Source organism: Acinetobacter sp. 1207_04, from assembly GCF_052850415.1.
In genome coordinates this window covers 83665-108046 of sequence record NZ_VXCQ01000002.1, presented here as the reverse complement: position 1 = coordinate 108046, position 24382 = coordinate 83665, and the positions used below count along the sequence as shown (strand labels likewise).

The 24382-nt window shown below is 37.5% G+C and carries 21 protein-coding genes; 5 read left to right on the top strand and 16 right to left on the bottom strand.

Annotated features, from left to right (window positions below; all coding sequences use genetic code 11):
- Positions 1–42 precede the first annotated feature (42 nt).
- From FW754_RS02430 to FW754_RS02405, 6 genes are all read right to left on the bottom strand, one after another.
- Positions 43–510 carry a hypothetical protein gene (locus tag FW754_RS02430; protein ID WP_419345944.1) on the bottom strand — a complete coding sequence of 156 codons (468 nt, stop codon included), beginning with the start codon at positions 508–510 and terminating at the stop codon, positions 43–45.
- A gap of 758 nt (positions 511–1268) precedes the next feature.
- Positions 1269–4289, bottom strand: coding sequence for a DNA gyrase subunit A (gene gyrA, locus FW754_RS02425; protein WP_419345943.1), 3021 nt, complete (start codon positions 4287–4289; stop codon positions 1269–1271).
- 311 nt (positions 4290–4600) lie between these two features.
- A complete protein-coding gene (locus FW754_RS02420) occupies positions 4601–5506 on the bottom strand; it encodes a hypothetical protein (RefSeq protein ID WP_446323750.1) in 906 nt (301 codons plus the stop codon).
- 113 nt (positions 5507–5619) lie between these two features.
- Positions 5620–6552 carry an electron transfer flavoprotein subunit alpha/FixB family protein gene (locus FW754_RS02415; RefSeq protein ID WP_409512128.1) on the bottom strand — a complete coding sequence of 311 codons (933 nt, stop codon included), beginning with the start codon at positions 6550–6552 and terminating at the stop codon, positions 5620–5622.
- Between the two features lie 18 nt (positions 6553–6570).
- The gene (locus FW754_RS02410) at positions 6571–7323 is read right to left on the bottom strand and encodes an electron transfer flavoprotein subunit beta/FixA family protein (protein WP_409512127.1); all 753 of its coding nucleotides are present in this window, start codon (positions 7321–7323) and stop codon (positions 6571–6573) included.
- A gap of 501 nt (positions 7324–7824) precedes the next feature.
- The gene (locus FW754_RS02405) at positions 7825–8430 is read right to left on the bottom strand and encodes a LysE family translocator (protein WP_419345940.1); all 606 of its coding nucleotides are present in this window, start codon (positions 8428–8430) and stop codon (positions 7825–7827) included.
- A 113-nt stretch (positions 8431–8543) separates the two neighbouring features.
- Here FW754_RS02405 and FW754_RS02400 point away from each other — a divergent pair, with 113 nt between their 5' ends.
- A complete protein-coding gene (locus FW754_RS02400; RefSeq protein ID WP_409512125.1) occupies positions 8544–9053 on the top strand; it encodes an Lrp/AsnC family transcriptional regulator in 510 nt (169 codons plus the stop codon).
- Positions 9054–9107: 54 nt separating this feature from the next.
- Entirely contained in the window at positions 9108–9698 is a 591-nt protein-coding gene (locus FW754_RS02395) for a GNAT family N-acetyltransferase (RefSeq protein ID WP_446323749.1), read from the top strand.
- A gap of 21 nt (positions 9699–9719) precedes the next feature.
- Here FW754_RS02395 and FW754_RS02390 read toward each other — a convergent pair whose 3' ends face one another.
- From FW754_RS02390 to FW754_RS02355, 8 genes are all read right to left on the bottom strand, one after another.
- The gene (locus tag FW754_RS02390; RefSeq protein WP_446323748.1) at positions 9720–10091 is read right to left on the bottom strand and encodes a hypothetical protein; all 372 of its coding nucleotides are present in this window, start codon (positions 10089–10091) and stop codon (positions 9720–9722) included.
- 261 nt (positions 10092–10352) lie between these two features.
- The gene (locus FW754_RS02385; RefSeq protein WP_446323879.1) at positions 10353–11246 is read right to left on the bottom strand and encodes a tyrosine recombinase XerC; all 894 of its coding nucleotides are present in this window, start codon (positions 11244–11246) and stop codon (positions 10353–10355) included.
- Between the two features lie 669 nt (positions 11247–11915).
- Positions 11916–12347: a DUF7832 domain-containing protein gene (locus FW754_RS02380; protein ID WP_409512122.1), complete on the bottom strand. Its 432-nt coding sequence runs from the start codon at positions 12345–12347 to the stop codon at positions 11916–11918.
- A 150-nt stretch (positions 12348–12497) separates the two neighbouring features.
- On the bottom strand, positions 12498–13343 hold the full coding sequence (gene dapF / locus FW754_RS02375) for a diaminopimelate epimerase (RefSeq protein ID WP_409512121.1): 846 nt from the start codon (positions 13341–13343) through the stop codon (positions 12498–12500).
- 6 nt (positions 13344–13349) lie between these two features.
- A complete protein-coding gene (gene lysA, locus FW754_RS02370) occupies positions 13350–14600 on the bottom strand; it encodes a diaminopimelate decarboxylase (RefSeq protein WP_446323747.1) in 1251 nt (416 codons plus the stop codon).
- 34 nt (positions 14601–14634) lie between these two features.
- Complete coding sequence (lptM, locus tag FW754_RS02365; protein WP_446323746.1) at positions 14635–14862, bottom strand: LPS translocon maturation chaperone LptM; 228 nt, start codon at positions 14860–14862, stop codon at positions 14635–14637.
- Positions 14863–14996: 134 nt separating this feature from the next.
- Positions 14997–15185, bottom strand: coding sequence for a DUF7737 domain-containing protein (locus tag FW754_RS02360; protein WP_409512118.1), 189 nt, complete (start codon positions 15183–15185; stop codon positions 14997–14999).
- Between the two features lie 956 nt (positions 15186–16141).
- The gene (locus FW754_RS02355) at positions 16142–17539 is read right to left on the bottom strand and encodes an amino acid permease (protein WP_409511937.1); all 1398 of its coding nucleotides are present in this window, start codon (positions 17537–17539) and stop codon (positions 16142–16144) included.
- 423 nt (positions 17540–17962) lie between these two features.
- Between FW754_RS02355 and FW754_RS02350 the strand changes: the two genes are divergently transcribed.
- The 3 genes from FW754_RS02350 (at position 17963) to FW754_RS02340 (ending at position 22173) form a co-directional block, all read left to right on the top strand.
- Positions 17963–19318: an alanine/glycine:cation symporter family protein gene (locus tag FW754_RS02350; RefSeq protein WP_409511936.1), complete on the top strand. Its 1356-nt coding sequence runs from the start codon at positions 17963–17965 to the stop codon at positions 19316–19318.
- A 176-nt stretch (positions 19319–19494) separates the two neighbouring features.
- Positions 19495–20880: a DNA repair protein RadA gene (radA, locus tag FW754_RS02345; RefSeq protein ID WP_446323745.1), complete on the top strand. Its 1386-nt coding sequence runs from the start codon at positions 19495–19497 to the stop codon at positions 20878–20880.
- A 294-nt stretch (positions 20881–21174) separates the two neighbouring features.
- On the top strand, positions 21175–22173 hold the full coding sequence (locus tag FW754_RS02340; RefSeq protein WP_446323744.1) for a Tim44 domain-containing protein: 999 nt from the start codon (positions 21175–21177) through the stop codon (positions 22171–22173).
- A gap of 69 nt (positions 22174–22242) precedes the next feature.
- Here FW754_RS02340 and FW754_RS02335 read toward each other — a convergent pair whose 3' ends face one another.
- The gene (locus FW754_RS02335) at positions 22243–23010 is read right to left on the bottom strand and encodes a class II aldolase/adducin family protein (RefSeq protein ID WP_409511933.1); all 768 of its coding nucleotides are present in this window, start codon (positions 23008–23010) and stop codon (positions 22243–22245) included.
- Positions 23011–23187: 177 nt separating this feature from the next.
- Positions 23188–24363, bottom strand: a complete 1176-nt coding sequence (locus tag FW754_RS02330; protein WP_419345932.1) for a S1C family serine protease — start codon at positions 24361–24363, stop codon at positions 23188–23190.
- Positions 24364–24382: the final 19 nt, after the last annotated feature.

The following is a 24382-nucleotide window of genomic DNA, read 5'->3' as shown; positions in this document are numbered from 1 at the left end:
TTCGGCTTCCATTTTATATCGATACCTATTTTTCAAATCACTTTATTTTTCTACTTCTTGCACCCAAAACCCCACAATTTTATCACCACCATCATGCCCATCGAACACCACAGAAAATATAATCGTTTGATTGGGATAAATATATTTATAACCAATTTTTGTCACTTTACCATACGTTGTTTCAATAGATTTAGCAGTCAATACAAGTTCAGGATTATCTGCAACATTATCAGGTAAAGCATCAAAAACTGTTTGTAAGATTTGAGGATTTTTAGTCAACTCATCTCTAATATCTTGCTCGCTCAAACTCAGAATTTTAGCCTGATCATGATCAATCAAAGCTTGAAACAATATTTTTGCTTTTGTATTTTGTTGCTCTGAAGCCTCTAAGTCGGGCATTTTTTCCTCAATTTTATCTAAAATAGTTTCTTTTACTTTTTCACATGCAGACAATGGGAATATCAGACTTAAAATTAAAACAGTACTTTTCATCTTATTTTTGATCATCATTCTTCGCCCCATTTAAGTTAATATATTCTTTATCTCACAATTTAACAAAATAATTAAGTTTAAATACCAACTCATAGTACAAATAGCAAAACCTATAAATTTAAATAATTTGTACTCCGTTACCCATCATTCACATTGCTAATATTCAATTATGCAGCTCTTGCATCCAAATACCAACAATATTATTGCCACCACGATCCTAAAAAAGTCACCACAAAAATCATGATGTTATCAGAATAATTATACTTATAGCCTATTTTAGTGACTTTCCCATAAGCCAATTCAAAGGCTTTTATTTTCTTGAGGTTGTTCTAGCATATACTCAGATAAAGACGCATAAATCTGCATGGGTTCTTGTGAATTTTTAAGCAATTCTTGACGTAAATTTGCCTCACTCAAACTCAATATTGTTGATTGATCACGATCAATAATCACTTGAAATAGTGTTGCTTCTTTTTCATTTTGTTATTCACTAGCATCAGTAATGAAGTTCTATATTTTTTCACTCATCGTTTGTTTCACTTGATTACATACAACCAATGGAAAAATCTAGGTTATCACTAAAAGGGTATTTTTATATTTCATTTTAAACACTGCTTTTTTAAATCATCATACTGTCTAAACCAATGAATCCAGAGCATCGAGATCATGCTATTCATTAAAATAATACGCTATTTTTAAGAAATACCGTATTTCATTCGTTTAAAATAACAAAAGGATGCCGAAGCATCCTTTTGTTATTTTAATATTTTAAATAATTACTCATCAGATTCATTTGGATCCGTTTCATCCATAATGGTTTCATCACCAATTAGCTTTTCGTTGTCAATTAATGCTTCACCATCAACTGAATCGATTGTTTCCGCTTGATGATTAGCATCGACATCGACAACGCTTTCATCAATCAAATCATCTTCAACCGCTTCAACCGCAACTACGCCAACTAAGACTTCGTCATTACCTAAACGGATTAGACGAACACCTTGTGCATTACGACCAGTATGTGCAATCTCAGAAGCGCGAGTACGAACTAAAGTACCGCCATCAGAAATCAACATCACTTCTTTCGTTACATCAATCGCAACTGCACCAACCAACTCACCATTACGTTCAGATGTTTTAATGGCAATAACACCTTTACCACCACGTTTTTTGGTCGGGAAATCATCTACAGATGTACGTTTACCATAACCATTCGCAGAAGCACACAATACTTCACCTGTTTCAGGGACCACAACAAGTGAAACAATACGACTGACAAAATTCGTATCTATAGAATCCTCATCGTCTGGTTCTACATCTGCTCCAACGTCTTCCTCAGCTTGAGCAGCAGCAAGTGTTACACGCATACCGCGAACACCTTTTGCACTACGCCCCATCACACGAGCATCAGTTTCAGAGAAGCGAATAGCTTTACCTTCATTTGAGAACAACATAATTTGCTGTTCACCATCTGTAATCGCAACACCAATCAAGGTATCTTCATCTTTCAACTCAATCGCACGTAAACCATTTGAACGAACATTACTAAACTGCTCTAATTCAACACGTTTTACTGTACCTGATGCTGTTGCCATAAAGACATAGAAGTTTTTACGAACATTTTCAACACGTTCAGCAAACTCAGCAACAAGATCATCTTGCACATCTGTTGTAGAAAGTTCTAAACCGATTTCTTTCAGTTGAATACGCAAAGCATCTGACAAGTCATCAGGGTTTTCGCCCAATTCTGCAAATGCAGCTTTTAACGGTTCGTAATGTGCATCAATAATTTCATTTTCACGAAGTTTTGCAACATTGGCACGAACAAATGTCCTAAATTCAGTTAAACGCTCTTTGAATTTTTTCGGTGCATCAATTACAGGAAGAATCGCTGTAATTGTTTCATCTGCATCTAATGGTAACAAGTTCACCATTGGACGACCTTTTGCACCACGAGATGCTTGAGGTACTTCAAATACGCGTAAACGGTACACCTTACCGACATTGGTAAAGCAAAGTACGGTCGCATGACTTGATGTTACAATCAAATGTTGAATGTAATCATCTTCTTTCATTGAAGTTGCAGATTTACCACGTCCACCACGGCGCTGTGCAGCGTAGTCTGACAATGGTTGAGTTTTCGCATACCCTGTTTTAGAAACGGTTAATACCATTTGCTCTTCAGGAATTAAATCTTCACGTGAAAAATCAATACGAGATTCAACAATAGACGTTTTACGCGCATCACCATACTGTTGTAAAATTAGCGCTAACTCTTCTTTAATCACAGCCATCAATAGATTGAAATCGTTCAAAATTGCAGTTAATTCTGCAATTTGACCCAAGATTTCAGTATATTCTGCATGTAATTTATCTTGTTCAAGACCCGTTAAACGGTGTAAGCGCAATTCAAGAATCGCAGCCACTTGCGTTGGCGATAAGCGATAAATGTCTCCTTCTAAACCAAATGGTTTTGATGGATCTTCACCTTCAATTTCATCAGGACGAATTGAAATTGAACCCGCTTTTTCAAGTAATGCAACAACACCACCACCTGCCCACTCACCTGCTTGTAAACGCTCACGCGCTTCGGCAGGATTTGCAGAAGTTTTAATAGTTTCAATAATTTCATCGATATTGGCAAGCGCAACTGTCAATCCTTCTAAGATATGACCACGTTCACGTGCTTTACGCAGTTCGTACATGGTACGACGTGTCACAACTTCTTGACGATGGCGAATAAATGCAGCAATGATATCTTTTAAATTCATTAACTTAGGCTGACCATTATCTAGACAAACCATGTTAATGCTGAATGAATTTTCAAGTTGCGTATTTTGGAATAAGTTATTAACGATGACTTCAGCGTTCTCACCACGCTTCAAATCAATCGCGATACGCATACCATCTTTATCTGACTCATCACGAAGTTCAGAAATACCTTCTAATTTCTTCTCTTTGACCAACTCTGCAATACGCTCAATGGTTCTTGCTTTATTGACCTGATACGGAATTTCCGTGAAAACAATCGTATTACGACTAGTTTTCGGATCTTCTTCAATATGGTATTTACCACGAATATGTAGACGACCTTTACCTGTACGGTAAGCATCTACAATACCCGATTTACCATAAATAATACCACCTGTAGGAAAATCTGGTCCTGAAATATGTTCCATCAAACCTTCAATGGAAATATTCGGGTTTTCAGCATATGCCAAACATGCATTGACCACTTCAGTCATGTTGTGTGGCGCCATGTTGGTCGCCATACCGACTGCAATACCTGTCACACCATTAATCAATAAGTTGGGAATACGCGTCGGCATTACCTGAGGAATACGCTCAGAGCCATCGTAGTTGTCTTCCCACTCAACGGTATCTTTTTCAAGATCAGCAAGCATTTCATGGGTCAGTTTACGCATACGAACTTCGGTATAACGCATTGCTGCCGCACTATCACCATCAACAGAACCGAAGTTACCTTGACCATCAACCAATTGATAACGCAGGCTAAAATCTTGCGCCATACGAACAATGGTTTCATAAACAGCAGAATCACCATGTGGGTGATATTTACCGATGACATCACCAACAACACGTGCAGATTTTTTGTAGGCTTTGTTGTAGTCGTTACCCAATTCGTGCATCGCAAAAAGTACACGACGATGAACGGGTTTTAAGCCATCTCTGACGTCTGGCAATGCACGAGAGACAATGACGCTCATGGCATAGTCGAGATATGAGCTTTTAAGTTCATCCTCAATGGCAATCGGTCTGATTTCCGATACGCTCATGCATACTCCTTATAACAGACAACGTTTTGTTGTCTGATTTATATCATCAATCTTGCAAAAACTTAGCTCAAATATTCTGAGTTAAAATCTAAAATACAGCCGTAAATTATAGCACAAAATCTGCCTGTTTTGTCTGTATTAATCCTGCCCAATACTGTTAATTTTCGATAATTTAATGACGACATTTCAGACATTTTTTAAATTTGTGAAGCAAGTCCGACTTCATTATTTTTCACCCAACACGCCAACAAAATTCGCCCCATATAAACATTTTTTTTTCGCACTCAAATAAAGCATCATTTGATAAAAAGCTACGGCTTAGTTCCTGCTGGAATCATTTTACAGTCTGTTTGTTCAGAAACATCTATACCCGCGCTAAAACACATCCATGCCGATTGATCACTATCTGTATCATAGTAAGGTTTTAAAAATATTTTGACCTCTGCATCATCCGTAAAACTACTTTCAAGCATGCCTGTTGAGTTAAACTGGGTCTGCCCATCATTGATAAAATGAACAATTAAGTCTGAATCAACCAAATCCTGATACTCGGTGGTTAACTGATCTGTAGTTTTATAATAGTGATCTGCCGCACTTGTTACCTCTTTCAGCTCATCCAATCTCCGAATAACCTGATACTCTAAAGACTCACTCGCAATCGTAGTAACTTGATCAATTGCCATATCTTCCACCGCTTCAGTAGGTACAGACGCTGTAAAAATATTTGCAATATGAGGCATCACGTTCTTTTTTACGATCTCTAAAGCAACTGATCCAAACATAAAAATAACCAATAAAATCCAAACGATTTTCCCACCTAGCCCTTTAGATGGCTTTTTAACGTCGGATGATTGACGGGCTTTTTGTTGCCAATAACTGAGTAATCTTTTTGCTTTATCTTCTAGTTTTGTATTTTGATCAAAAATTGTATTGAGTAACGAAGATGATTGTTGATCATTTGGTTTTTGAGGTCTTGGCGTGCCTGTTCGCTGAGTGGTTTTATTTGATGATCGGCTTATCGATGAATTCTGATCTCGACTGAATGGCTTAGTTTGATCTCGACTGAATGGCTTAGTTTGATCACGCCGAATAGATGATTGCACCTGAGTACTACTCGTAAATATATCAACAAATTTTGGGTGTTTTAATCGTGTTCCGCATATACCACATCGAACTGCTTCATTGATATTTTCAGCTTTACACTTTTGGCATTTCATACTCATTCATCTTTTATTTATTTTATAACCTAATCTATAACATATAAACCTTTCGGCAGAATAAAAAATGCTCCTTAAAAGGAGCATTTTTTATTCAATACGAAATTCGAGAATTAGATTTTAGAAACCAATTCAGGAACTACAGTATTTAAATCACCAACTAACCAGTAGTCAGCTACAGCATTGATTGGTGCTTCTTCATCTTTGTTGATCGCAACGATCACTTTAGAATCTTTCATACCCGCCAAATGCTGAATCGCACCAGAAATACCCACAGCGATATATAAATCAGGAGCAACAATTTTACCTGTTTGACCGACTTGCATATCATTTGGAACGAAGCCAGCATCAACCGCAGCACGTGAAGCGCCTTGAGCAGCACCCAACTTGTCAGCCAATGGATCAAGTACAGTGTGATAATTTTCACCTGAACCCACACCACGACCACCAGAAACAACAATACGAGCCGCTGTCAATTCTGGACGCTCTGATTTTACAATTTCTTCAGAGATAAATTTAGAGATGCCTGCATCGCCAGTAGAAGCAATAGCTTCAACAGCAGCCGAACCACCTTCAGTAGCAACAGGATCAAATGCAGTACCACGAACAGTTGCAACAACAACTGATTCACCAGATTCTACAGTTGCAATTGCGTTACCTGCATAAATTGGACGTTTGAAAGTCTTAGGACCATCAACAGCAGTAATATCAGTAATCATGCTTACGTCTAAAAGTGCAGCAGCGCGAGGAAGAATATTCTTACCCGTTGTTGTAGAGGCAGCAAGGATGTGAGAATAACCCGCACCAAGAGAAGCGACTAATTTAGCAACGTTTTCAGCCAATTGATTTGCATAAGCAGCATCATCAGCAAGCAATACTTTGCTTACGCCTGCAACTTTAGCTGCTTGGTCAGCAACAGCTTGTGCGCCTGAACCTGCAACCAATACAGTGATATCACCACCGATTTTTTGCGCCGCAGCAACAACGTTTAAAGTTGCACCGTTTAGTGCTTTGTTGTCGTGCTCAGCGATAACTAAAATACTCATGATTTTTATCCTTCTGTATTAGATCACTTTCGCTTCATTTTTAAGTTTTTCAACAAGCTCATCTACAGACTTCACTTGTACGCCAGCTTTACGCTCTGCAGGTGGTTCAACTTTAACTGTTTTAAGTTTAGACGTTGAAGTTACACCATAATCTGCAGGAGATTTCGTTTCAAGTGGCTTTTTACGAGCTTTCATGATGTTAGGCAATGCAGCATAACGTGGCTCATTTAAACGTAAGTCAGTCGTAATGATCGCAGGTGTGTTTAATTCAACCGTTTGTAAACCACCATCAACTTCACGAGTCACTTGTACTTTATCGCCATTTACTGTCACTACAGAAGCAAATGTACCTTGACCTGCGCCAAGTAAAGCACCCAACATCTGACCCACTTGGTTAGAATCATCATCAATTGCTTGTTTACCAAGAAGAACCAATTGAGGCTGTTCAGCTTCAACAATTCCTTTCAGGATTTTAGCAATTTCTAAAGCACCAAGTTGGCTGTCATCAGCTTCAACCAAGATACCGCGATCTGCACCAAGCGCCATAGCAGAACGAATCTGTTCTTGCGCTTCTTTAGGACCAATAGAAACAACAACGATTTCCGAAACAGTTCCTTTTTCTTTTAAGCGAACCGCTTCTTCCACTGCGATTTCACAGAATGGGTTGATCGACATTTTTACGTTAGTTAGGTCAACACCACTATTGTCCGGTTTAACGCGAACTTTAACGTTGGCATCAACCACACGTTTTACAGCAACAAGAGCCTTCATGTATTCCTCGGCTGTTTTAGCAAATGTAAATGTTAAGAAGAGTCATCATAACCCTTCTTTTAAAATTTATTAGGTGTCCTATCTTGCAATGCGTTTGGCATTTCGGTCAAGTCACAATTGGAAAAAGAGCATTAAAATTTCCTAAAAAAGCTTGAACGTACCGTTCACACTTTTTATTAAGGGTTTTAGTCTGTTTTTTTCGTATGTGATTTATACATTTTTTATATATTGATAAATATCATAATTTATTAAAATCACACTGATATATCTAAACAATTACAACTTTATTTTAAATGCTTATTCAATTTAAATAACATAACAGTTTCTCAACAGTTTTTATGTCATTTTAGACAGCATCTCTATTTTACGAAGAAGCCTAATCAAATAAATCATCAAATTTTCCACAATAAAAGTGTAACAAAAAGCAAAAATTAGAAAATGGCGATCTTTTTAGTTACTCGTTCTTCAAAAAATCATTTTTCTCAATTTTTTAAATCACTTTTAACTTACGGTTAACCACACTGCTGCAACCGTCAATAAAGTCCCTGAACCACCATCAATCCATTTTTGTTTCTGCACGTCTAACGGCTTATTGCTAATTATTTTCCCTAAAATCAAACTCAATGCACAGTAAACCAATAAAATTAAGCCAATAAAAATGAAAGATAGAATCAAACCTTGTTGTACTGTATTACCTGATTGATTAATAAACTGCGGTAAAATCGCAAAATAAATCAGCATACCTTTAGGATTTAAAAGTGCGGTAAAGAATCCTTTGCGAATTGGATGTGCTGTCGTACTTTGCTCAATCTTTAAAGTTTTATTACTGAACACCGATTTAAACAAGTGAAAAGCCAAATACAATAAATAAGCAATGCCCAAATAACGAATCGCATCAAACAATACAGGAAACGATACAATAATCGCTGCAATCCCCAATGCTACCAAAATAGAATGTACCAAATAACCTGAGCAAACCCCTAATGTTGCCATCATGCCTGCTTTCGCATCTTTACCCATCACTTGTGACAGGATAAATAACATATCGGGTCCTGGTGTGAAAATTAACGGCAACACCGTCAAGGCAAAAAGTACGAATACAGTCATTTCAAGTTCCTTTCTGTATCTCTGAAGATAAAAAATAGTATCTTGTAAATGACTTAAAATAGGATTTCAAATATTCTATAATAATGATTATTTTTCGAATTATATTCTAATTTATGAAATTATATTCTAAATCTATTTCAGTAAAGCTTGATCGTATTGATAAAAATATCATTCGTACTTTACAAAATAATGGACGTATTCAAAATAATGATTTAGCCCGTGAAATTGGATTATCCCCATCATCCTGTCTACGTCGAGTTAAATTACTTGAAGAAGCTGGTGTCATTCAAAATTACACTGCCGTGGTTGATCCGCTTAAAATTGGTTTTCAACTGATTTTGTTTTCACGCATTTGGCTAACAGGTCAAGATGCTGAAACGATTGACACCTTTATTGAGGCAATGAAAGGACTTCCACAGGTCATGGAATGCTACATTATTTTAGGTGAATCCGATGCGCTGCTCAAAGTGGTTGTCCCCGACCTTGAAAGTTATCGTAAATTTCAAACTGCACATTTAACTAAAAAGAATGGTATTACTAGTGTTAAAACCGATTTACCAAGCCAAATTATTAAACAAAGTTATCAGTTACCGCTGGATGACATTAAAGAGATTAAGCTGTAAGGTCTTAAAGATAAGAATATGATTCTCAGAAGTATCTAAAATGGGGTTTGTCTAATGATTGAATTAATAAAATTACCATCAATACCAATTTCAACATCCACTAAACAACTGATTGAACTTGAAACTGAGCGTCTGAAACTTCGAGCTTGGCAAGAGTCTGATTTACAGCCTTTCGCAGAACTAAATGCTGACAAAGATGTTATGCATTACTTCCCATCCGTGCTTACGCGTGAACAAAGTGATAATTTAGCAGATAAATTTCAGCATTTAATCTTAGATCATGGTTGGGGATTTTGGGCAGTTGAACTGAAAGTGACAGGACAATTTATTGGATTTACGGGTTTAAATATACAACCTGAACAATTTATTTTTTCACCTTGCGTAGAAATTGGTTGGCGATTTGCAAAACAATATTGGCATCAAGGCTATGCAACAGAAGCGGCTAAAGCCTGTTTAAAATTTGCTTTTGAAACATTACAACTCAAAGAAGTCGTTTCATTTACCGCAGTGCATAACACAGCTTCCGAACATGTGATGCAACGCTTAGGCATGCAAGCCATGTTCGAATTTAATCACCCTGCATTAACACAAGAAAGTCCACTCTCACGGCATATCTTATATAAGATCGTACAAAAATCACTTTAAATCATGTGAGCTTGGGTAGGCTTAGCTCACTTGGCTTTGTATAAAGTCACGATGGATATGACTTAAATGAATAAGATCTTGTTTTTCCAATTCAAAAATAGTCCAAATTTGTAGAAAATCCTCCTTTGTATCGACATGTAAAGATGGTTTATTGCTTAATTGCCATTGTTGATCTGAAATCCACAAATAAATTTGCTGTGTATCCGCATTGACCGCTTGCACACGTCCTTCTGTATTTACCCCAACTACAACCGCACCTTCAGGTAAACAATGCTCTACTTTCGGAATGCTGAGTTCAACAAAATGTTTGACCTGGCGTAAGCCATAGCCTTTAAAAATTTCTTTTTGCACATCTGAGAGTTGTAGATATTTTTGCTCAAGCTCAGGAGTCATGGTGATACCTAGGAATATAAAAACACGTGTGAACTTTATAATATAAGCATAAAGTATGCCGACATTAACCGAGTAAAATTTATACCGCAGTCGTACTTAAAAAACAATTATCCAAAAGACGTATTCAAAGGTAAAAATGATCAATAGATTTCATAAAAAAGAGTGTCTGTGATTAACCCTTAATATCATCAACCATAAAAAGTTTTTATGCAGATACAGAAAATTTATGCGTTATCACATTGAAAACATATATAAATAACCTTAATTTTTAGACTTACTTGCACGTGGATGTGCTCTATCATATACCTGAGCCAAATGATCAAAATCAATATGTGTATAAATTTGTGTCGTGGTCAAATTACTATGGCCAAGCATTTCTTGTACTGCACGTAAATCACCACTATTCGATAGCATATGACTCGCAAAACAATGACGTAATAAATGTGGATGTAAATCGACATTTACCCCAGCTCGTTGCGCTTGTAGTTTGACTCGATTTTCAATTTGTCGTGGGGTAATGACATTACCGCGTTGAGTAATAAATACTGGAAAATCTGCCTTAAAATCACCTTGCCAAATACGATAAATTTTCAACCATTCAATTAAACTTTCTCTCGCTTTACCACCAAAAGGTACAATACGAGTTTTATTTCCCTTCCCTGTTACACGTAGTAAGTGTCGACCAAAATCAATATCTCGAATAGTTAAACCTTGTATTTCCGCTAGACGCAGACCACTTGAGTACAATAGTTCAAGAATAGCTCTATCACGTAGCCACAACTGATGTTCAACGGGTTTTTCAGGTGCAACTTGATCTATAATTTGGTTGATCGTTTCAATATCTATTAGACCAGGCAAAGGACGGGGTTGCCGTTTTAGCTGTAAATCATGTGCAGGGTTAAAAGCCAAATAATTACCCTGCGTTGCCCACTTCATAAATTGACGAATAGAAGTCAAATGGCGCTGTAAGCTGCTTGTACTGAGCTGATTTTGCTCAACCTTATACGCCATATACTCACGTAAATCAGCTTTTTCAACATTATGTAATTCAAGTTTTTTGTTATAACAAAAGTCAATAAATCCTGATACATCTCGAAAGTAAGCATCTAAAGTATGTTCTGACTGATTTTGTATTTTGCGTTCATCTATCCACATAGAGAGCAATTGCATCGCACCATGTTGCACAAGCATTTCTCTAATCGCCTAAATATTTATTTATGAAAACAGTTTAGCAAAAAATCCTTTCTTTCTCTCTTGCTCTCGAATATAAAATGATTGTGTATCGCTTAAAAATAATGACTTAGACCTTCTTGCTTATGCTCATCAATAAATATCAAATCAACCGCTGTTTTCTTAACAAGTGTATTAAATGCCGTTTGTCCAACTTGAACATTTATTTTTTTTACGCTCTTTCTCTGTGAATAATGATGAAATCGTCAAACCAATGCCCGTTCAGGATCTCTTTTCACATATGTATTTGAGCCAAATATGCAGCACTATTACTTCCTTTTGTTTTTAAAAGCTGATTAATAAATCACCATTTCAACTGGACAGGGTAAAGGCTGGCTCAGTAAAACTTGCGTATCTTCTGTAAATTCGTATGCTTCAGGTTTCGGTCTAAAATATCCCTCTAATAATCCTTCCACCTTTTTAGGATAAAGCTCTTTACTGACGTTAGAGTCGGGATTTAACAGTAAATATGCACCCGTAGTCCTCTCGAAAAAATTTTCGTATGTAACCTTAAATAATTTCATTATGTTGAATGATTATTTTCTATATTCCGATGGAATTTATAATTATTTGACAATGATGCGCAATAAAATTTTATGCTAAGTTTAATTTTTTCCATTGTTGGTATTTTTGATCAATCACAACAGCCATTAAATCATAATTTTCCCACGTATCTTCAACGGCATAGGTATCACTTAATCCTTTTGAATGCACCAATGTTACATCGTAGTCGTTAAAATACTGATTACTCTCGTAATAATACTGTGTAAATGCAAATGCCTCTTCGTTTAAGTCATCTTCCCAGAATTTTTCATCACACATCGTGCTTAAAAAATCTCGACCTGTAATTATATGGTCACGAACTTGCTGTAATTCTTCTTCGCTTTCTTCTAGGTGCATTTCACCTTCTAAGTGATTATTGATAATCCATGCGAGATAAATACCAATATGTGTACCACCATTTTCATAAGGGAAACCCGCTGTTTCTGCAGATTCACCATGCCAATCTATACGATCTATTGCCATTTTAGTTTTACCTATTCTTCTTTGTTATATCATCAACATTATATTAAAATCATTATGAATACATTCAATCAGTAATTTAAGCTTTGTTATGTAAAAGACCCTGAAATTAATTCAGGGTCTTTTAAACAGATTTTTAAAAATAATAGCCATTTAACTTTGAAATAAACGTAAATCGGTACGACCTTCATATACTGTTGCAGTCGGACCTGTCATCCACACGACACCGCCTTCTTCCCACTCAATTTGTAATGTACCGCCTGCAAGTTCAATTTTAACCGACTTTTCAAGTAAGCCACGGCGCATACCAGAAACAGCAGCAGCACAAGCACCTGTACCACATGCCATAGTTTCACCCACACCACGTTCAAATACACGTAAACGCGCATGCTTGCCGTCAATGATTTGCATAAAGCCAGCATTGACACGATGTGGAAAACGCTCATGTGACTCGACTTGTGGACCAATATTTGCCACATCAGCGGTGAGCACATCAGGAACGATTGTCACTGCATGTGGATTGCCCATATTAACCACATCAATGCTCAATTTTTCATTATTAAGCAAATCAATGTCATACAAAGCTTCAGGTTCTTCTGCAATAAATGGAATTTCCACAGGTAAAAACTTTGGATAGCCCATATTGACACGCACCCAACCATTTGCACCCAGTTCAGGCTCAACAATCCCTGCAGTCGTTTGTACCTTAAATTTAGTTTTATTGGTCAACTGACGTTCATGCACAAAACGTGCAAAACAACGTACACCATTACCACATTGTTCAACTTCTGAGCCATCTGCATTAAAAATTCGATATTTAAAATCAACATTGGGTAAATCAGGTGGTTCAACAATCAAAAGCTGATCAAAACCAATGCCAAAATGACGGTCTGCCATACGTTGAATGGTCGTTTTATCGAGCATTAAACGCTGAGAAATCAGGTCAATCACTACAAAATCATTGCCCAAGCCATGCATTTTTGTAAATTCAAATAACATTTTCATTTACTCCTGTGGCAATAAACATTCATTTGCCCACAATGACTCAATCGTTTCACGTTGACGAATCACATGTGCCTGATCACCATCGACCATCACTTCTGCTGCACGACCACGAGTATTGTAATTTGAACTCATCACAAAACCGTATGCACCTGCACCAAGTACAGCCAAATGATCATTTTCTTTCAGTGCTAGCTCACGCTCTTTACCAAGAAAATCACCTGTTTCACAAATTGCACCCACCAAATCCCACTCTTTCGCATCGACATCTGTACGTACTGTCACAGGCTGAATATCCATCCATGCCTGATATAAAGATGGGCGGATCAAGTCATTCATTGCAGCATCAATAATGGCAAAGTTACGGTGATTGGTCGGTTTTAACAAATCAACTTTAGTCACCAAAACACCTGCATTGGCAGAAATACTACGACCTGGCTCCATGTACACTTTCATACCCAATTTTTCGAGCGCAGGACGCATCGCATTGGCATATTCAGCTACAGTTGGTGGCGTTTCATCTTTATAGGTCACCCCTAAACCACCACCAATATCGATGTGCTTTAAGTTAATGCCCAATTTTTTTAATTGATCAATCATTGAGATAACACGATCAAGCGCATCAACAAAAGGCTGTGTTTCTGTTAACTGTGAACCAATATGGCAATCGATACCTACCACATCTAAATTTGGCAATGATGCTGCATATTGATAAGTTTCAAAAACCACATCTGAGGGAATACCAAACTTGTTTTCTTTCAAACCTGTCGAAATATAAGGATGTGTTTTGGCATCAACATCAGGATTAACACGTAAAGAAATCGGGGCTTTTTTACCTAATTTTTCAGCCACTTTTTGAATACGATCAAGCTCGGCATAAGATTCGACATTGAAGCAAGCAATACCCACTTCAAGTGCTTTTTGGATATCACCTTCTTGCTTGCCTAAACCTGAAAATACAATTTTAGAGGCATCACCGCCCGCAGCTAAAACACGCGCAAGCTCACCACCTGTAACAATGTCAAAACCTGAACCAAGTTTAGCGAGGACATTCAACACCGCAATATTTGAGTTCGACTTTACTGCAAAGCAAATTTGATGATCAATAAAATTGAATGCTTGATCCATATCTAAATAATGCTTTTCAAATGCTGCTTTTGAATAAACATAAAGCGGCGTCGAAAATTGCTGTGCAAGCTGTTCGAGTGAACATTGCTCTGCATGCAATACCCCATTAATGCGGGAAAAACTCATGAATGTATCCTTTCAATGAACGTTTAAATGTAGATTATTGAGCGACTGCTTCAGATGCAGCAGATGAATGTGTCGTTGCAACAGATTTTTGGCTTTGCTCTTTCATCTGTGTAGGCTGATCTGGATAAATCAAATATTTTGCACGTTTGTCGACATTTACATCATTTGCCAACTGTAAAGACCCTGTCTGACCACAAGCTGTCAAAAAAATACTCAGTGACAATAAGGCAATTTTGTGTGAATTTAATATAGTACGATACATCACTGTACCCAATAAAACGATTTTCTAAAGTATAGCCTGATCACTTGTACGATAAAAGCAAAAGCCCACGATTTACTCATAGGCTTTTCATATAAGTGAAATAGGTTAAGCTACTAAAATAGCAAGTTACGTGCTTATGTTGCCTGTATTTGCTTGAGAATTAGTTGAGCTTTAATCTGATCATCTGTACTTAGTAGCAAAATTTTACTTAAAATCGGGCTCAGCATTTCATCATCTTCAAAAGGCAATAAAATGCTTTGTAGCGAGATATCCTCCAAACACTTTTCAGGCACAATACATAAATAATGATCATTCAGTGACATCCAAATATGCGCCCTGTACCTAAATGAATTTTGTATTCATGCAGTGTTCGTTCCTACAACGTAAATAAATGCTTGTTCTAAACGTCACTGTGCTGCAATATTCAGTTTAGATACAATTAAATCGAGCGTATGTCCGCGAGTGGCTATCAACTGACTATTCGAATATGGATGACCTACCTGATAATATTGAAGCATATCTTCAGGAAAACCATGCAAATCTAAGATAAATCCAAACCAATTGAACAACCCTGAATTAAGTAATCAACATTTCTCATCACTTCAGACAAAACTATTCAGGTACTTTTTCTAAGGCTAATTTTCCATTATCACTATAGAACTCAACATATTGAGTTTTAATATATGCATATACCCCAGTATTAGTGAGCAATTCCAGATTGTATGGAAAATCTATATTTAAAATAGCATGAATCCCATTACAATAACGAGATGGCGCACTCACATTATCCTATCCATCTCAAAATACCGTGTGAAATAACATGGTCTTACCAAAAAGAATATTCCCATTGACGTTGTTGAATAAAATAATGCTCAAAATCTTTGGCGTAAATATTTAAATTTTTACTCAATTCACTCACACGCTGCCATAAATCTTTTAATTCTCTAGACGTTTAAAACCTTTTCTGCTGTATCTGTTGACATTTTATCTGCAATGATCTGAAATTGAGCAACAATACACTGTTCAAAAATCTGCTTCAGTGTTGTTATTTGATACTCAATTTCAAGTTTTAAATAATCCTAGATTTTCCCTGTACTCGTTTCTTTCTGAGTCGCAATGGTCGGCATATTTTTCTCTTTTAGTCTTTAAATTTATTTATATAAAAATAAAATAATTAAAAAACAATATTTTCCAATATCAAACGACACACACTGTCGTAAAAATAAAAACTGCCGAATGTTCCCATTCGACAGTTTTTTATCATACAACTTCGATGCGATTATTTTTTCTTATAAAAAGTAAAATAACCAATTGCAAGGATAATCAACCAAATTGGGCTTACCATCAAAGATTTAAGTGTATCTGGTTCTAAAGCTAAAATACCAATCGTACCAACAAAAAATGCCATAACCACATAACATGTGATTGGACCACCTGGTAGTTTAAATACCGATTTTGCATGTAACTCTGGGCGTGTTTTGTAATACACCAAGTAGCTCCACAAAATGATAATCCACACCAAAATAAACAAGATGGTTGATAGTGTTGTCGCCAAAGTAAAGGCTTCAACGGTATTTGGTACAAAGTACTGTAATGCAGCCCCACCTAATAAACACACACCTGAAAAGTACAATGCGTTTGCTGGTACAGCGCGTTTATTTAAGCGACCAAATGCTTTCGGACCTTGCTCTTCACGTGACAAACCAAATAACATACGGCTTGTTGAGAATACACCACTGTTCATTGATGACATCACTGAAGATAACACCACCAAATTCATAATGATTGCAGCAGCAGCAATACCTGCTTGGCTAAACAAGTTTACAAATGGGCTGACTTTTGGATCAATAGCATTCCACGGTGTTACTGACATCACAATAATCAATGCCAATACATAGAAGAAAATGATACGAATTGGAATTGAATTTACCGCTTTTGGTAAATTCTTTTCAGGATCTTTGGTTTCCGCAGCCGTTGTACCGACGAGCTCAACACCTACGAATGCAAAAATTGCAATTTGGAAGCCGGCCAAGAAGCCTTCAAAACCTTTCGGGAAAAAACCTCCATGAGACCAAAGATTGGTAAATGAAGCAACTTGACCTGTTGCAGCAGATTCAAAGCCTGTAAAGATCATCCAAAAACCGACTAAAATCAGTACGACAATTGCAATAATTTTAATCAGTGCAAACCAGAACTCGAGTTCACCAAACAATTTTACAGTGACTAAATTTAGCCCCATGATAAAAAAAATAGCGGCAACACTAATCAAAGCACCTTCAGTTGGACTAAAGGGTAGTCCGTTATTGAAAAACTGTAAGTAATAAATAATCGCCGATAAATCTGCGATACCAATCGTGATCCAACACAACCAGTAGGTCCATCCGACAAAATAACCTGCCCAAGGACCAATTAAGTCTGTAGAGAAATCGATAAATGATTTGTATTGTAAATTTGAAAGTAATAATTCACCAAGCGCACGCATGACGAAAAACACCATCAAACCAATGATCATGTAAATAAATAAAATTGAGGGTCCAGCTAAACTGATGGTCTTACCTGACCCCATAAATAACCCTGTACCAATCGCACCACCAATCGCGATTAACTGCAAGTGTCTATTTGAAAGACTTCTTGCTAACTCTCCACCTTCGGAAGCGTTGTAATTTCCATTTGACATTTTTTAATTCGACTAAAGCAAATAGTCTTCACAAATTAGCTGATTTTTTTCTAAAGTAAAAATTTTTTTTTGAACTGATTATTAATTATTACCACTTGTTTTTAAACAACGGTCAAATACACCAAACTACGACCACTACAACATTTAAGCTCTATTAAAATAAAATAATAAAAATCATATATTAAAATTTATTATGATTTTAGCATTATAGAAAAACATTCGGACTTGTATCTCAATTAAATCTATGTCAAAAAAGAAAAAGATTGAAAAAAACAATATAGATCAGTCATAAAAATTAATTAAGGAGTAATCAATACCACGAAAAATAGAATAGTGCATCATCAAAATAACAAGGATGGCATAACAATTGCTCGCTTAATCAGGCTGTTATGTATAAAAATGGACAGATAAAAAGAAGGTACTATGCAAAATATTCAATCGATTATGGAAACACTCAGCGCTTGGGTCTGGGGACCTTATATGCTGATTTTACTGGTTGGAACAGGTGTATTTCTCACCTTTCGACTGATGTTTTTACAATTCCGCTTACTTCCTTTTGCCTTTAAGCAAGTCTTTGGTCGTCATGAAAAATCTAAAGATCATGAGGGTGATATTTCCCATTTTGGTGCACTTATGACTGCACTGTCAGCGACCATTGGGACAGGCAATATTGCTGGGGTCGCCACTGCATGCGTACTCGGTGGTCCTGGGGCAGTTTTCTGGATGTGGATGACCGCACTTGTAGGTATGGCAACCAAATACGGTGAAGCTGTGCTTGCAGTAAAGTATAGAACCACAAATGAAAATGGGCAAAAATCAGGCGGGCCTATGTACTATATTGAGCATGGTCTCAAGTGGAAATGGCTTGCTGTTTTATTTGCCCTATTTGGAACCATTGCTTCTTTTGGAATTGGTAGCTCAGTCCAATCCAACACTGTCGCACTCGCTGTACAAAACAGTATGGGCATTGAAACGTGGATTACAGGTGTTGTCATTACGGTATTTTCTGCATTGGTCATTTTAGGTGGTATTAAATCCATTGCAAAAGCTGCAACATTCATCGTTCCTATTATGGCAATTGGTTATGTATTAGGTGGTTTAGCCATTATTTTAACAAATTTAAATTTGGTAATTCCCGCACTCAAACTCATTTTTGTCGATGCTTTTACAGGTCAGGCTGTTGCTGGAGGTGCGATTGGTGCAGTGATTCGCTATGGTGTAGCGCGAGGTGTCTTCTCAAATGAAGCTGGCATGGGTTCTGCGCCCATTGCTGCTGCAGCAGCTAAAACCGATCACCCTGTTCGTCAAGGTCTAGTCTCTATGACAGGGACATTTATTGACACGATTATTGTTTGTAGTATTACAGGCATTGTACTTGTTATGGGATATATTGTTGCAGGTAATACATTTGGTACGGAAACAGGTGCAGTATTGACCACCCATATTTTTGATCGATTACTTCCTGGTGTCGGTGGTTGGGTTGTCACTTTTGGTATTATCTTCTTTGCCTATTCTACAATTTTAGGTTGGTGCTATTATGGGGAAAAATGCGCAACTTATTTATTAGGTGAAAAATTTGTTCTCATTTATCGCCTGATTTATATCGCTACAGTGTTTATCGGCACAGTCGCAACACTAGATTTAGTATGGCTCTTCGCAGATACATTTAATGGTCTCATGGCAATTCCAAACTTAATTGCACTCTTACTTCTGTCAACCGTTATTGTGAAAGAAACCAAAGACTTTTTGGATAAACGAAAATCAGGTGAATTGTACTAAGTATAATTTCTTGATTTAGATTATTAAACAAAAATAGCATCGCATCAGGGCGACAAAAATAGTCGCTCTTTTCTTTAATCCACTTTTTATAGTCTCATTTTCTCATTAAAATCATCTTCTAAAATCACTAGTAAAATCATGTATAGTGATTGAGCTTTTTATGGATGATCTCAATTATGGCTAAAGTTAAATCTGTTTACCGTTGCGAACAATGTGGTGCTGACCATTCTAAATGGGCAGGTCAATGTTCAGAGTGTGGTGAATGGAATTCTTTAACCGAAGTTCGTATTGAGCCAACGGTCACACATCGTGCTAAACCTATGGGTGGCGGTTATACAGGACAAGCTGCCAATGTTACCTTGCTTAATCAAATCACCGTATCCAATGAAACACGTCTAGGCACGGGAATAGGTGAATTTGACCGTGTATTGGGCGGTGGTCTGGTCACAGGATCTGTCGTACTGATTGGTGGTGATCCGGGTATTGGTAAATCGACCATTTTGTTACAAACTGCCACTTATATGGCAGCCGCAAATAGTTCAGCACTCTATGTAACAGGTGAAGAGTCTCTTTCTCAAGTGGCTTTACGCGCCAATCGACTTGATTTACCGACAGATCGACTACAAGTCATGGCAGAAACCTGCGTAGAACGTATTTGTGAAACTTTAGCTCAAATACGGCCTGCTGTTGCCATCCTTGACTCAATTCAAACGCTTTATACCGAAACATTACAATCTGCGCCAGGTGGAGTTTCACAAATTCGTGAATCTGCCGCGCTACTCACACGTTTTGCGAAAAATAGTGGCACTGCACTATTTATTGTCGGTCATGTAACCAAAGAAGGTTCTCTTGCAGGTCCTCGTGTACTAGAACATATGGTCGATTGCGTTTTATATTTTGAAGGACAGTCTGATTCGCGCTACCGTATGATTCGTGCAGTCAAAAATCGTTTTGGTGCAGTCAATGAACTCGGTGTTTTTGGTATGACCGATAAAGGTCTAAAAGAAGTTGCCAATCCATCTGCAATTTTCCTTAGTCGCTATGATGAAGCCATTCCCGGTTCAATTGTAATGATTAGCCGAGAAGGCACACGTCCACTTTTAGTTGAAGTACAGGCATTAGTTGATGATGCTCATGGACAGCCTCGTCGTGTTGCACTTGGCTTAGAGCAAAACCGCTTAAATATGCTTCTTGCCGTCATGCATCGCCATGGCGGTGTTCAAACCTCAGGACAAGACGTATATGTCAATGTTGTGGGTGGCTTAAAAATTACTGAAACAGGTTCAGATCTTGCGGTACTACTGGCTTGCGCTTCAAGTTTACGCTCCAAAGCGCTTCCTCAACATTTAGCTGTATTTGGTGAAGTCGGATTATCAGGTGAAATTCGCCCCGTACCTAACGGTCAAGAACGCTTAAAAGAAGCCATTAAACATGGTTTCAAATACATTATTGTCCCACGTGGTAATGCACCACAAAAAAACATTCCCGGTGTACAAATTATTGCAGTAGCTCGTTTACACGAAGCTTTGACAGAAGCAATGCAACTCAGTGATGAATCATAATTTTGACCACCAGTTATAAAAAATAATTTTAAAAGTACTTTTTGAGAATTCAGCGTTAAGAATATCCGCTGAATTCTCTTTTTAAAGATCAATTCATCTCATATGATAAACGCATTCAACTTCATAGCTATTTTTTAAATTTATATCTGACAACCTCATTATTCCTCTTTAAAAATATTCGTTATATTTGTGTGAATTTTAGTCCAAAAATCTAACACATCCATTGAAATTCATAGCAAAAGACTGCATAAAGAACATTGATACTTTTTGATTTATTAAAAATAGGAATTCTCAATGGAAGTTCGACAGCGTGGCTTGATGGCAGGTCTATTAATGGCAACTTTAGTGGTTGCTCCTTTAGCTGAAGCGAAACGTGCTGGTGGCGGTAAAAGTCATGGTATGAGCCGTTCTGCTGCTCCAAGTCAGTCATCTCAGCAAACCCGCCAAGCAACCCCTGCTCAACAACCGATGGCTCCTGCTACAGCACCACAGAAATCTGGTCCAGGTGTCGGTGGTATGGTTGCAGCTGGTGTTGCTGGTGCTGCAATTGGTGCGGTTGCTGCCAATGCAATGGCGGATGACAATGCTAATCCTGCAAAAACTGATGCGACTGCACAACAGCAAGCACAAGCAGCTCAACAGGAAGAAGAGAAAGGTGGAATCCCTAGTTGGATTTGGCTTCTTGTGATTGGTGGTGCTGCATTCTTCTTGTTCCGTAAATTCGGCGCAAAAAAAAAATTAACAACCAATAATCCTTATGCACCAAACAATGCAGGTCCTACATCTGCACCGTTTGGTCAGAATAATGCAACACAACGTACTGCTTCAGGCACGAACACCAATATTTTTGGTCAATCAGTCGGTGGCGGTGCGCCTGTTCAAGCACCTTTTGGTTCTGCATCTACTCAAAGTGGAAACCAGTTACCCGACGGTACTGAACCTGCTGCATTCTTACGTATTGCTCGTCAGCGTTTCAATCACATTCAGTCAATGAATACGGCAAGCAATATCACTGAAATTCAGCGTTATTTAACACCTGATCTTTACCAGTCGATGTATAACGACATTATGACGAACCAAGATCAAGATGTTGCTGAATTTTCAAACCTAAATGCAATGGTTGCAGATAGCGCAACTGACAATGGTCAATTCATTGTCAGCGTACGTTTTACTGGTACAGTCAGTGAAGACTTAAACAGTGCACCTGTCCCATTCTCTGAAATTTGGCATTTTGTGAAACCTGTTGGTTCGACACAAGATTGGTTAGTTGCAGGCATTCAACAAGAAAGTTAATTTCTTATTGAAAGTGAACAAACAAAAAAACCAGTGTTTCGACACTGGTTTTTTTGTTTTGAATAAAGATTAAGAACAATAATCTATTTGTTGATTTTCTATTAAAGACAATGCCGCTTTCCATGCAATTTGGATAATCGGTTCGGCAGCATCACTCTCAAACTGCTTCACTGTATATGCACAAACTTCCGCACTAGGATAGTGTAATGTAGAACTACTCATGGCTTTAATTTGCACCTGACAAGCTCGCTCTAAAAAGTAGATTTCATGGAATGCCCGAGCCACACTATCTCCTGTGGATAATAATCCATGATTACGCAAAATCATGCATCTATACTGCCCCATATCTGTAACTAAACGCTCACGCTCAGCCGTTGAAAATGCAATACCTTCGTACTCATGATAGGCAATATTGTTATAAAATTTGAGTGCATGTTGTGATAGTGGCAATAAACCCTGCTCCTGTGCTGAAACCGCAATTCCATCAGCAGTATGGGTATGAATGACACAGTGGATATTCTCGCGTGCATGATGTAAAGCTGAATGAATAACAAAACCAGCAACATTTACCATTTTACCTTGATCATATTCTTCAACAATTCTTCCTTCATGATCAATTTTAACCAAATCAGATGCTTTCATACGGTCAAAAGTCACACCATAACAATTTATTAAAAAATGTTCTGGTTCATTAGGTACACGTAAACTGATATGGGTATCAATTAAATCGGTCATTTTATAATAGGCAATCAGTCGATACAGGGCTGCCAATTCACAACGTGCATTCCACTCAGCCTCCTTAATATGACTTGGTCTAGTCTGTTCAAGTCTATCCATTTTTAAAATCCTTTTTGAATCATTGTTTTAATGCTTATTTTCGTATTACAACAATACGTCTTATCACTTATAGCATGCTTTTTTATATCACTTGTGATGCTCATGAAAATATCATTTTTTTAATCATAAAAAAAAGCCCTGAATTGTCAGAGCTTTTTATTTAAACATAATTCAAAATTAACGTTGCGGTAACGGAATGAACTGAGAGTTAGTTGGCTGAACCTTACGCTCACCCACTTTCACGGTTAGATCAAGTTGTTTACCATCACGAATGACCACAATTTTAATCTCAGAATTTGGTGCTTGAAGCGCAACATAATTAATTAGATGTGAAGTTGATGTAATGACTTCATCATTTACTTTAATTATATTATCACCCACTTTCAACCCTGCCATTGCTGCCGGCCCTGTTTTCAACACATCTGCAACGACTACACCTGCTTGACGCGGTTTCAACACATCATCTTGTTGCGGTGCCATTAGACTAATGCCTAACCATCCACGAACGACTCGACCATCTTTCAAAATCGAATTCATCACTTGTTGACAGATTTTTGCAGGAATCGCGAAACCAATGCCCAATGAACCACCGGATTGAGAAAAAATAGCCGTATTGACACCAATTAAATTTCCTGCAACATCAATCAACGCGCCACCTGAGTTACCAGGATTAATCGCAGCATCCGTTTGAATAAAATCTTCGTAAGTATTAATTCCTAAATCTGAACGACCTGTCGCAGAAATAATCCCTTGTGTCACCGTTTGCCCTACACCAAATGGGTTACCAATCGCTAAAACAACATCACCGACTTCATTACCACTGAGTTTAAAAGGTAAAACGGGTAATTTATCAAGCTCAATTTTAATTACTGCGATATCGGTATCGGGATCTGTACCAATCACTTTCGCAACTGCACGGCGACCATCTTGTAATGCAACAACAATTTGATCAGCCTGCGCAATCACATGATTATTTGTCAAAATATAACCATCTGGGCGCACAATCACGCCTGAACCTAAACTATTTTCACTATCACCCTGATTTTCTTCAGGTATTTGATTACCAAAAAATTCACGGAATGCAGGATCATTAAGTAAAGGATGTTTTTGTTTTACTTTTTGTGTCGTAAAAATATTGACCACAGCAGGTGCTGCTACTTTTACCGCAGCATTATAAGAAACTACCCCACCTGTACGGGTCGTATCGACCAACGGTTCAACTTTTTCCGCAGGCATTTTCACACCATCAGCTGAAATGGGTGCTTTTGGCTGATGGAACTTCTGCCAACCGATAAAGCTAGCAATCACAATCACAAGTAATACCCAAGGTAACCAAGTAAATGAACGGCGCACTGTATTATCCTCGAATTTT

Bases quoted from the DNA above. Each gene is read 5' to 3' on its own strand.
- FW754_RS02430 (WP_419345944.1), bottom strand. From the start codon at position 510: ATGATGATCAAAAATAAGATGAAAAGTACTGTTTTAATTTTAAGTCTG.
- gyrA (WP_419345943.1), bottom strand. From the start codon at position 4,289: ATGAGCGTATCGGAAATCAGACCGATTGCCATTGAGGATGAACTTAAA.
- FW754_RS02420 (WP_446323750.1), bottom strand. From the start codon at position 5,506: ATGAAATGCCAAAAGTGTAAAGCTGAAAATATCAATGAAGCAGTTCGA.
- FW754_RS02415 (WP_409512128.1), bottom strand. From the start codon at position 6,552: ATGAGTATTTTAGTTATCGCTGAGCACGACAACAAAGCACTAAACGGT.
- FW754_RS02410 (WP_409512127.1), bottom strand. From the start codon at position 7,323: ATGAAGGCTCTTGTTGCTGTAAAACGTGTGGTTGATGCCAACGTTAAA.
- FW754_RS02405 (WP_419345940.1), bottom strand. From the start codon at position 8,430: ATGACTGTATTCGTACTTTTTGCCTTGACGGTGTTGCCGTTAATTTTC.
- FW754_RS02400 (WP_409512125.1), top strand. From the start codon at position 8,544: ATGAAATTATATTCTAAATCTATTTCAGTAAAGCTTGATCGTATTGAT.
- FW754_RS02395 (WP_446323749.1), top strand. From the start codon at position 9,108: ATGATTGAATTAATAAAATTACCATCAATACCAATTTCAACATCCACT.
- FW754_RS02390 (WP_446323748.1), bottom strand. From the start codon at position 10,091: ATGACTCCTGAGCTTGAGCAAAAATATCTACAACTCTCAGATGTGCAA.
- FW754_RS02385 (WP_446323879.1), bottom strand. From the start codon at position 11,246: ATGTGGATAGATGAACGCAAAATACAAAATCAGTCAGAACATACTTTA.
- FW754_RS02380 (WP_409512122.1), bottom strand. From the start codon at position 12,347: ATGGCAATAGATCGTATAGATTGGCATGGTGAATCTGCAGAAACAGCG.
- dapF (WP_409512121.1), bottom strand. From the start codon at position 13,343: ATGTTATTTGAATTTACAAAAATGCATGGCTTGGGCAATGATTTTGTA.
- lysA (WP_446323747.1), bottom strand. From the start codon at position 14,600: ATGAGTTTTTCCCGCATTAATGGGGTATTGCATGCAGAGCAATGTTCA.
- lptM (WP_446323746.1), bottom strand. From the start codon at position 14,862: ATGTATCGTACTATATTAAATTCACACAAAATTGCCTTATTGTCACTG.
- FW754_RS02360 (WP_409512118.1), bottom strand. From the start codon at position 15,185: ATGTCACTGAATGATCATTATTTATGTATTGTGCCTGAAAAGTGTTTG.
- FW754_RS02355 (WP_409511937.1), bottom strand. From the start codon at position 17,539: ATGTCAAATGGAAATTACAACGCTTCCGAAGGTGGAGAGTTAGCAAGA.
- FW754_RS02350 (WP_409511936.1), top strand. From the start codon at position 17,963: ATGCAAAATATTCAATCGATTATGGAAACACTCAGCGCTTGGGTCTGG.
- radA (WP_446323745.1), top strand. From the start codon at position 19,495: ATGGCTAAAGTTAAATCTGTTTACCGTTGCGAACAATGTGGTGCTGAC.
- FW754_RS02340 (WP_446323744.1), top strand. From the start codon at position 21,175: ATGGAAGTTCGACAGCGTGGCTTGATGGCAGGTCTATTAATGGCAACT.
- FW754_RS02335 (WP_409511933.1), bottom strand. From the start codon at position 23,010: ATGGATAGACTTGAACAGACTAGACCAAGTCATATTAAGGAGGCTGAG.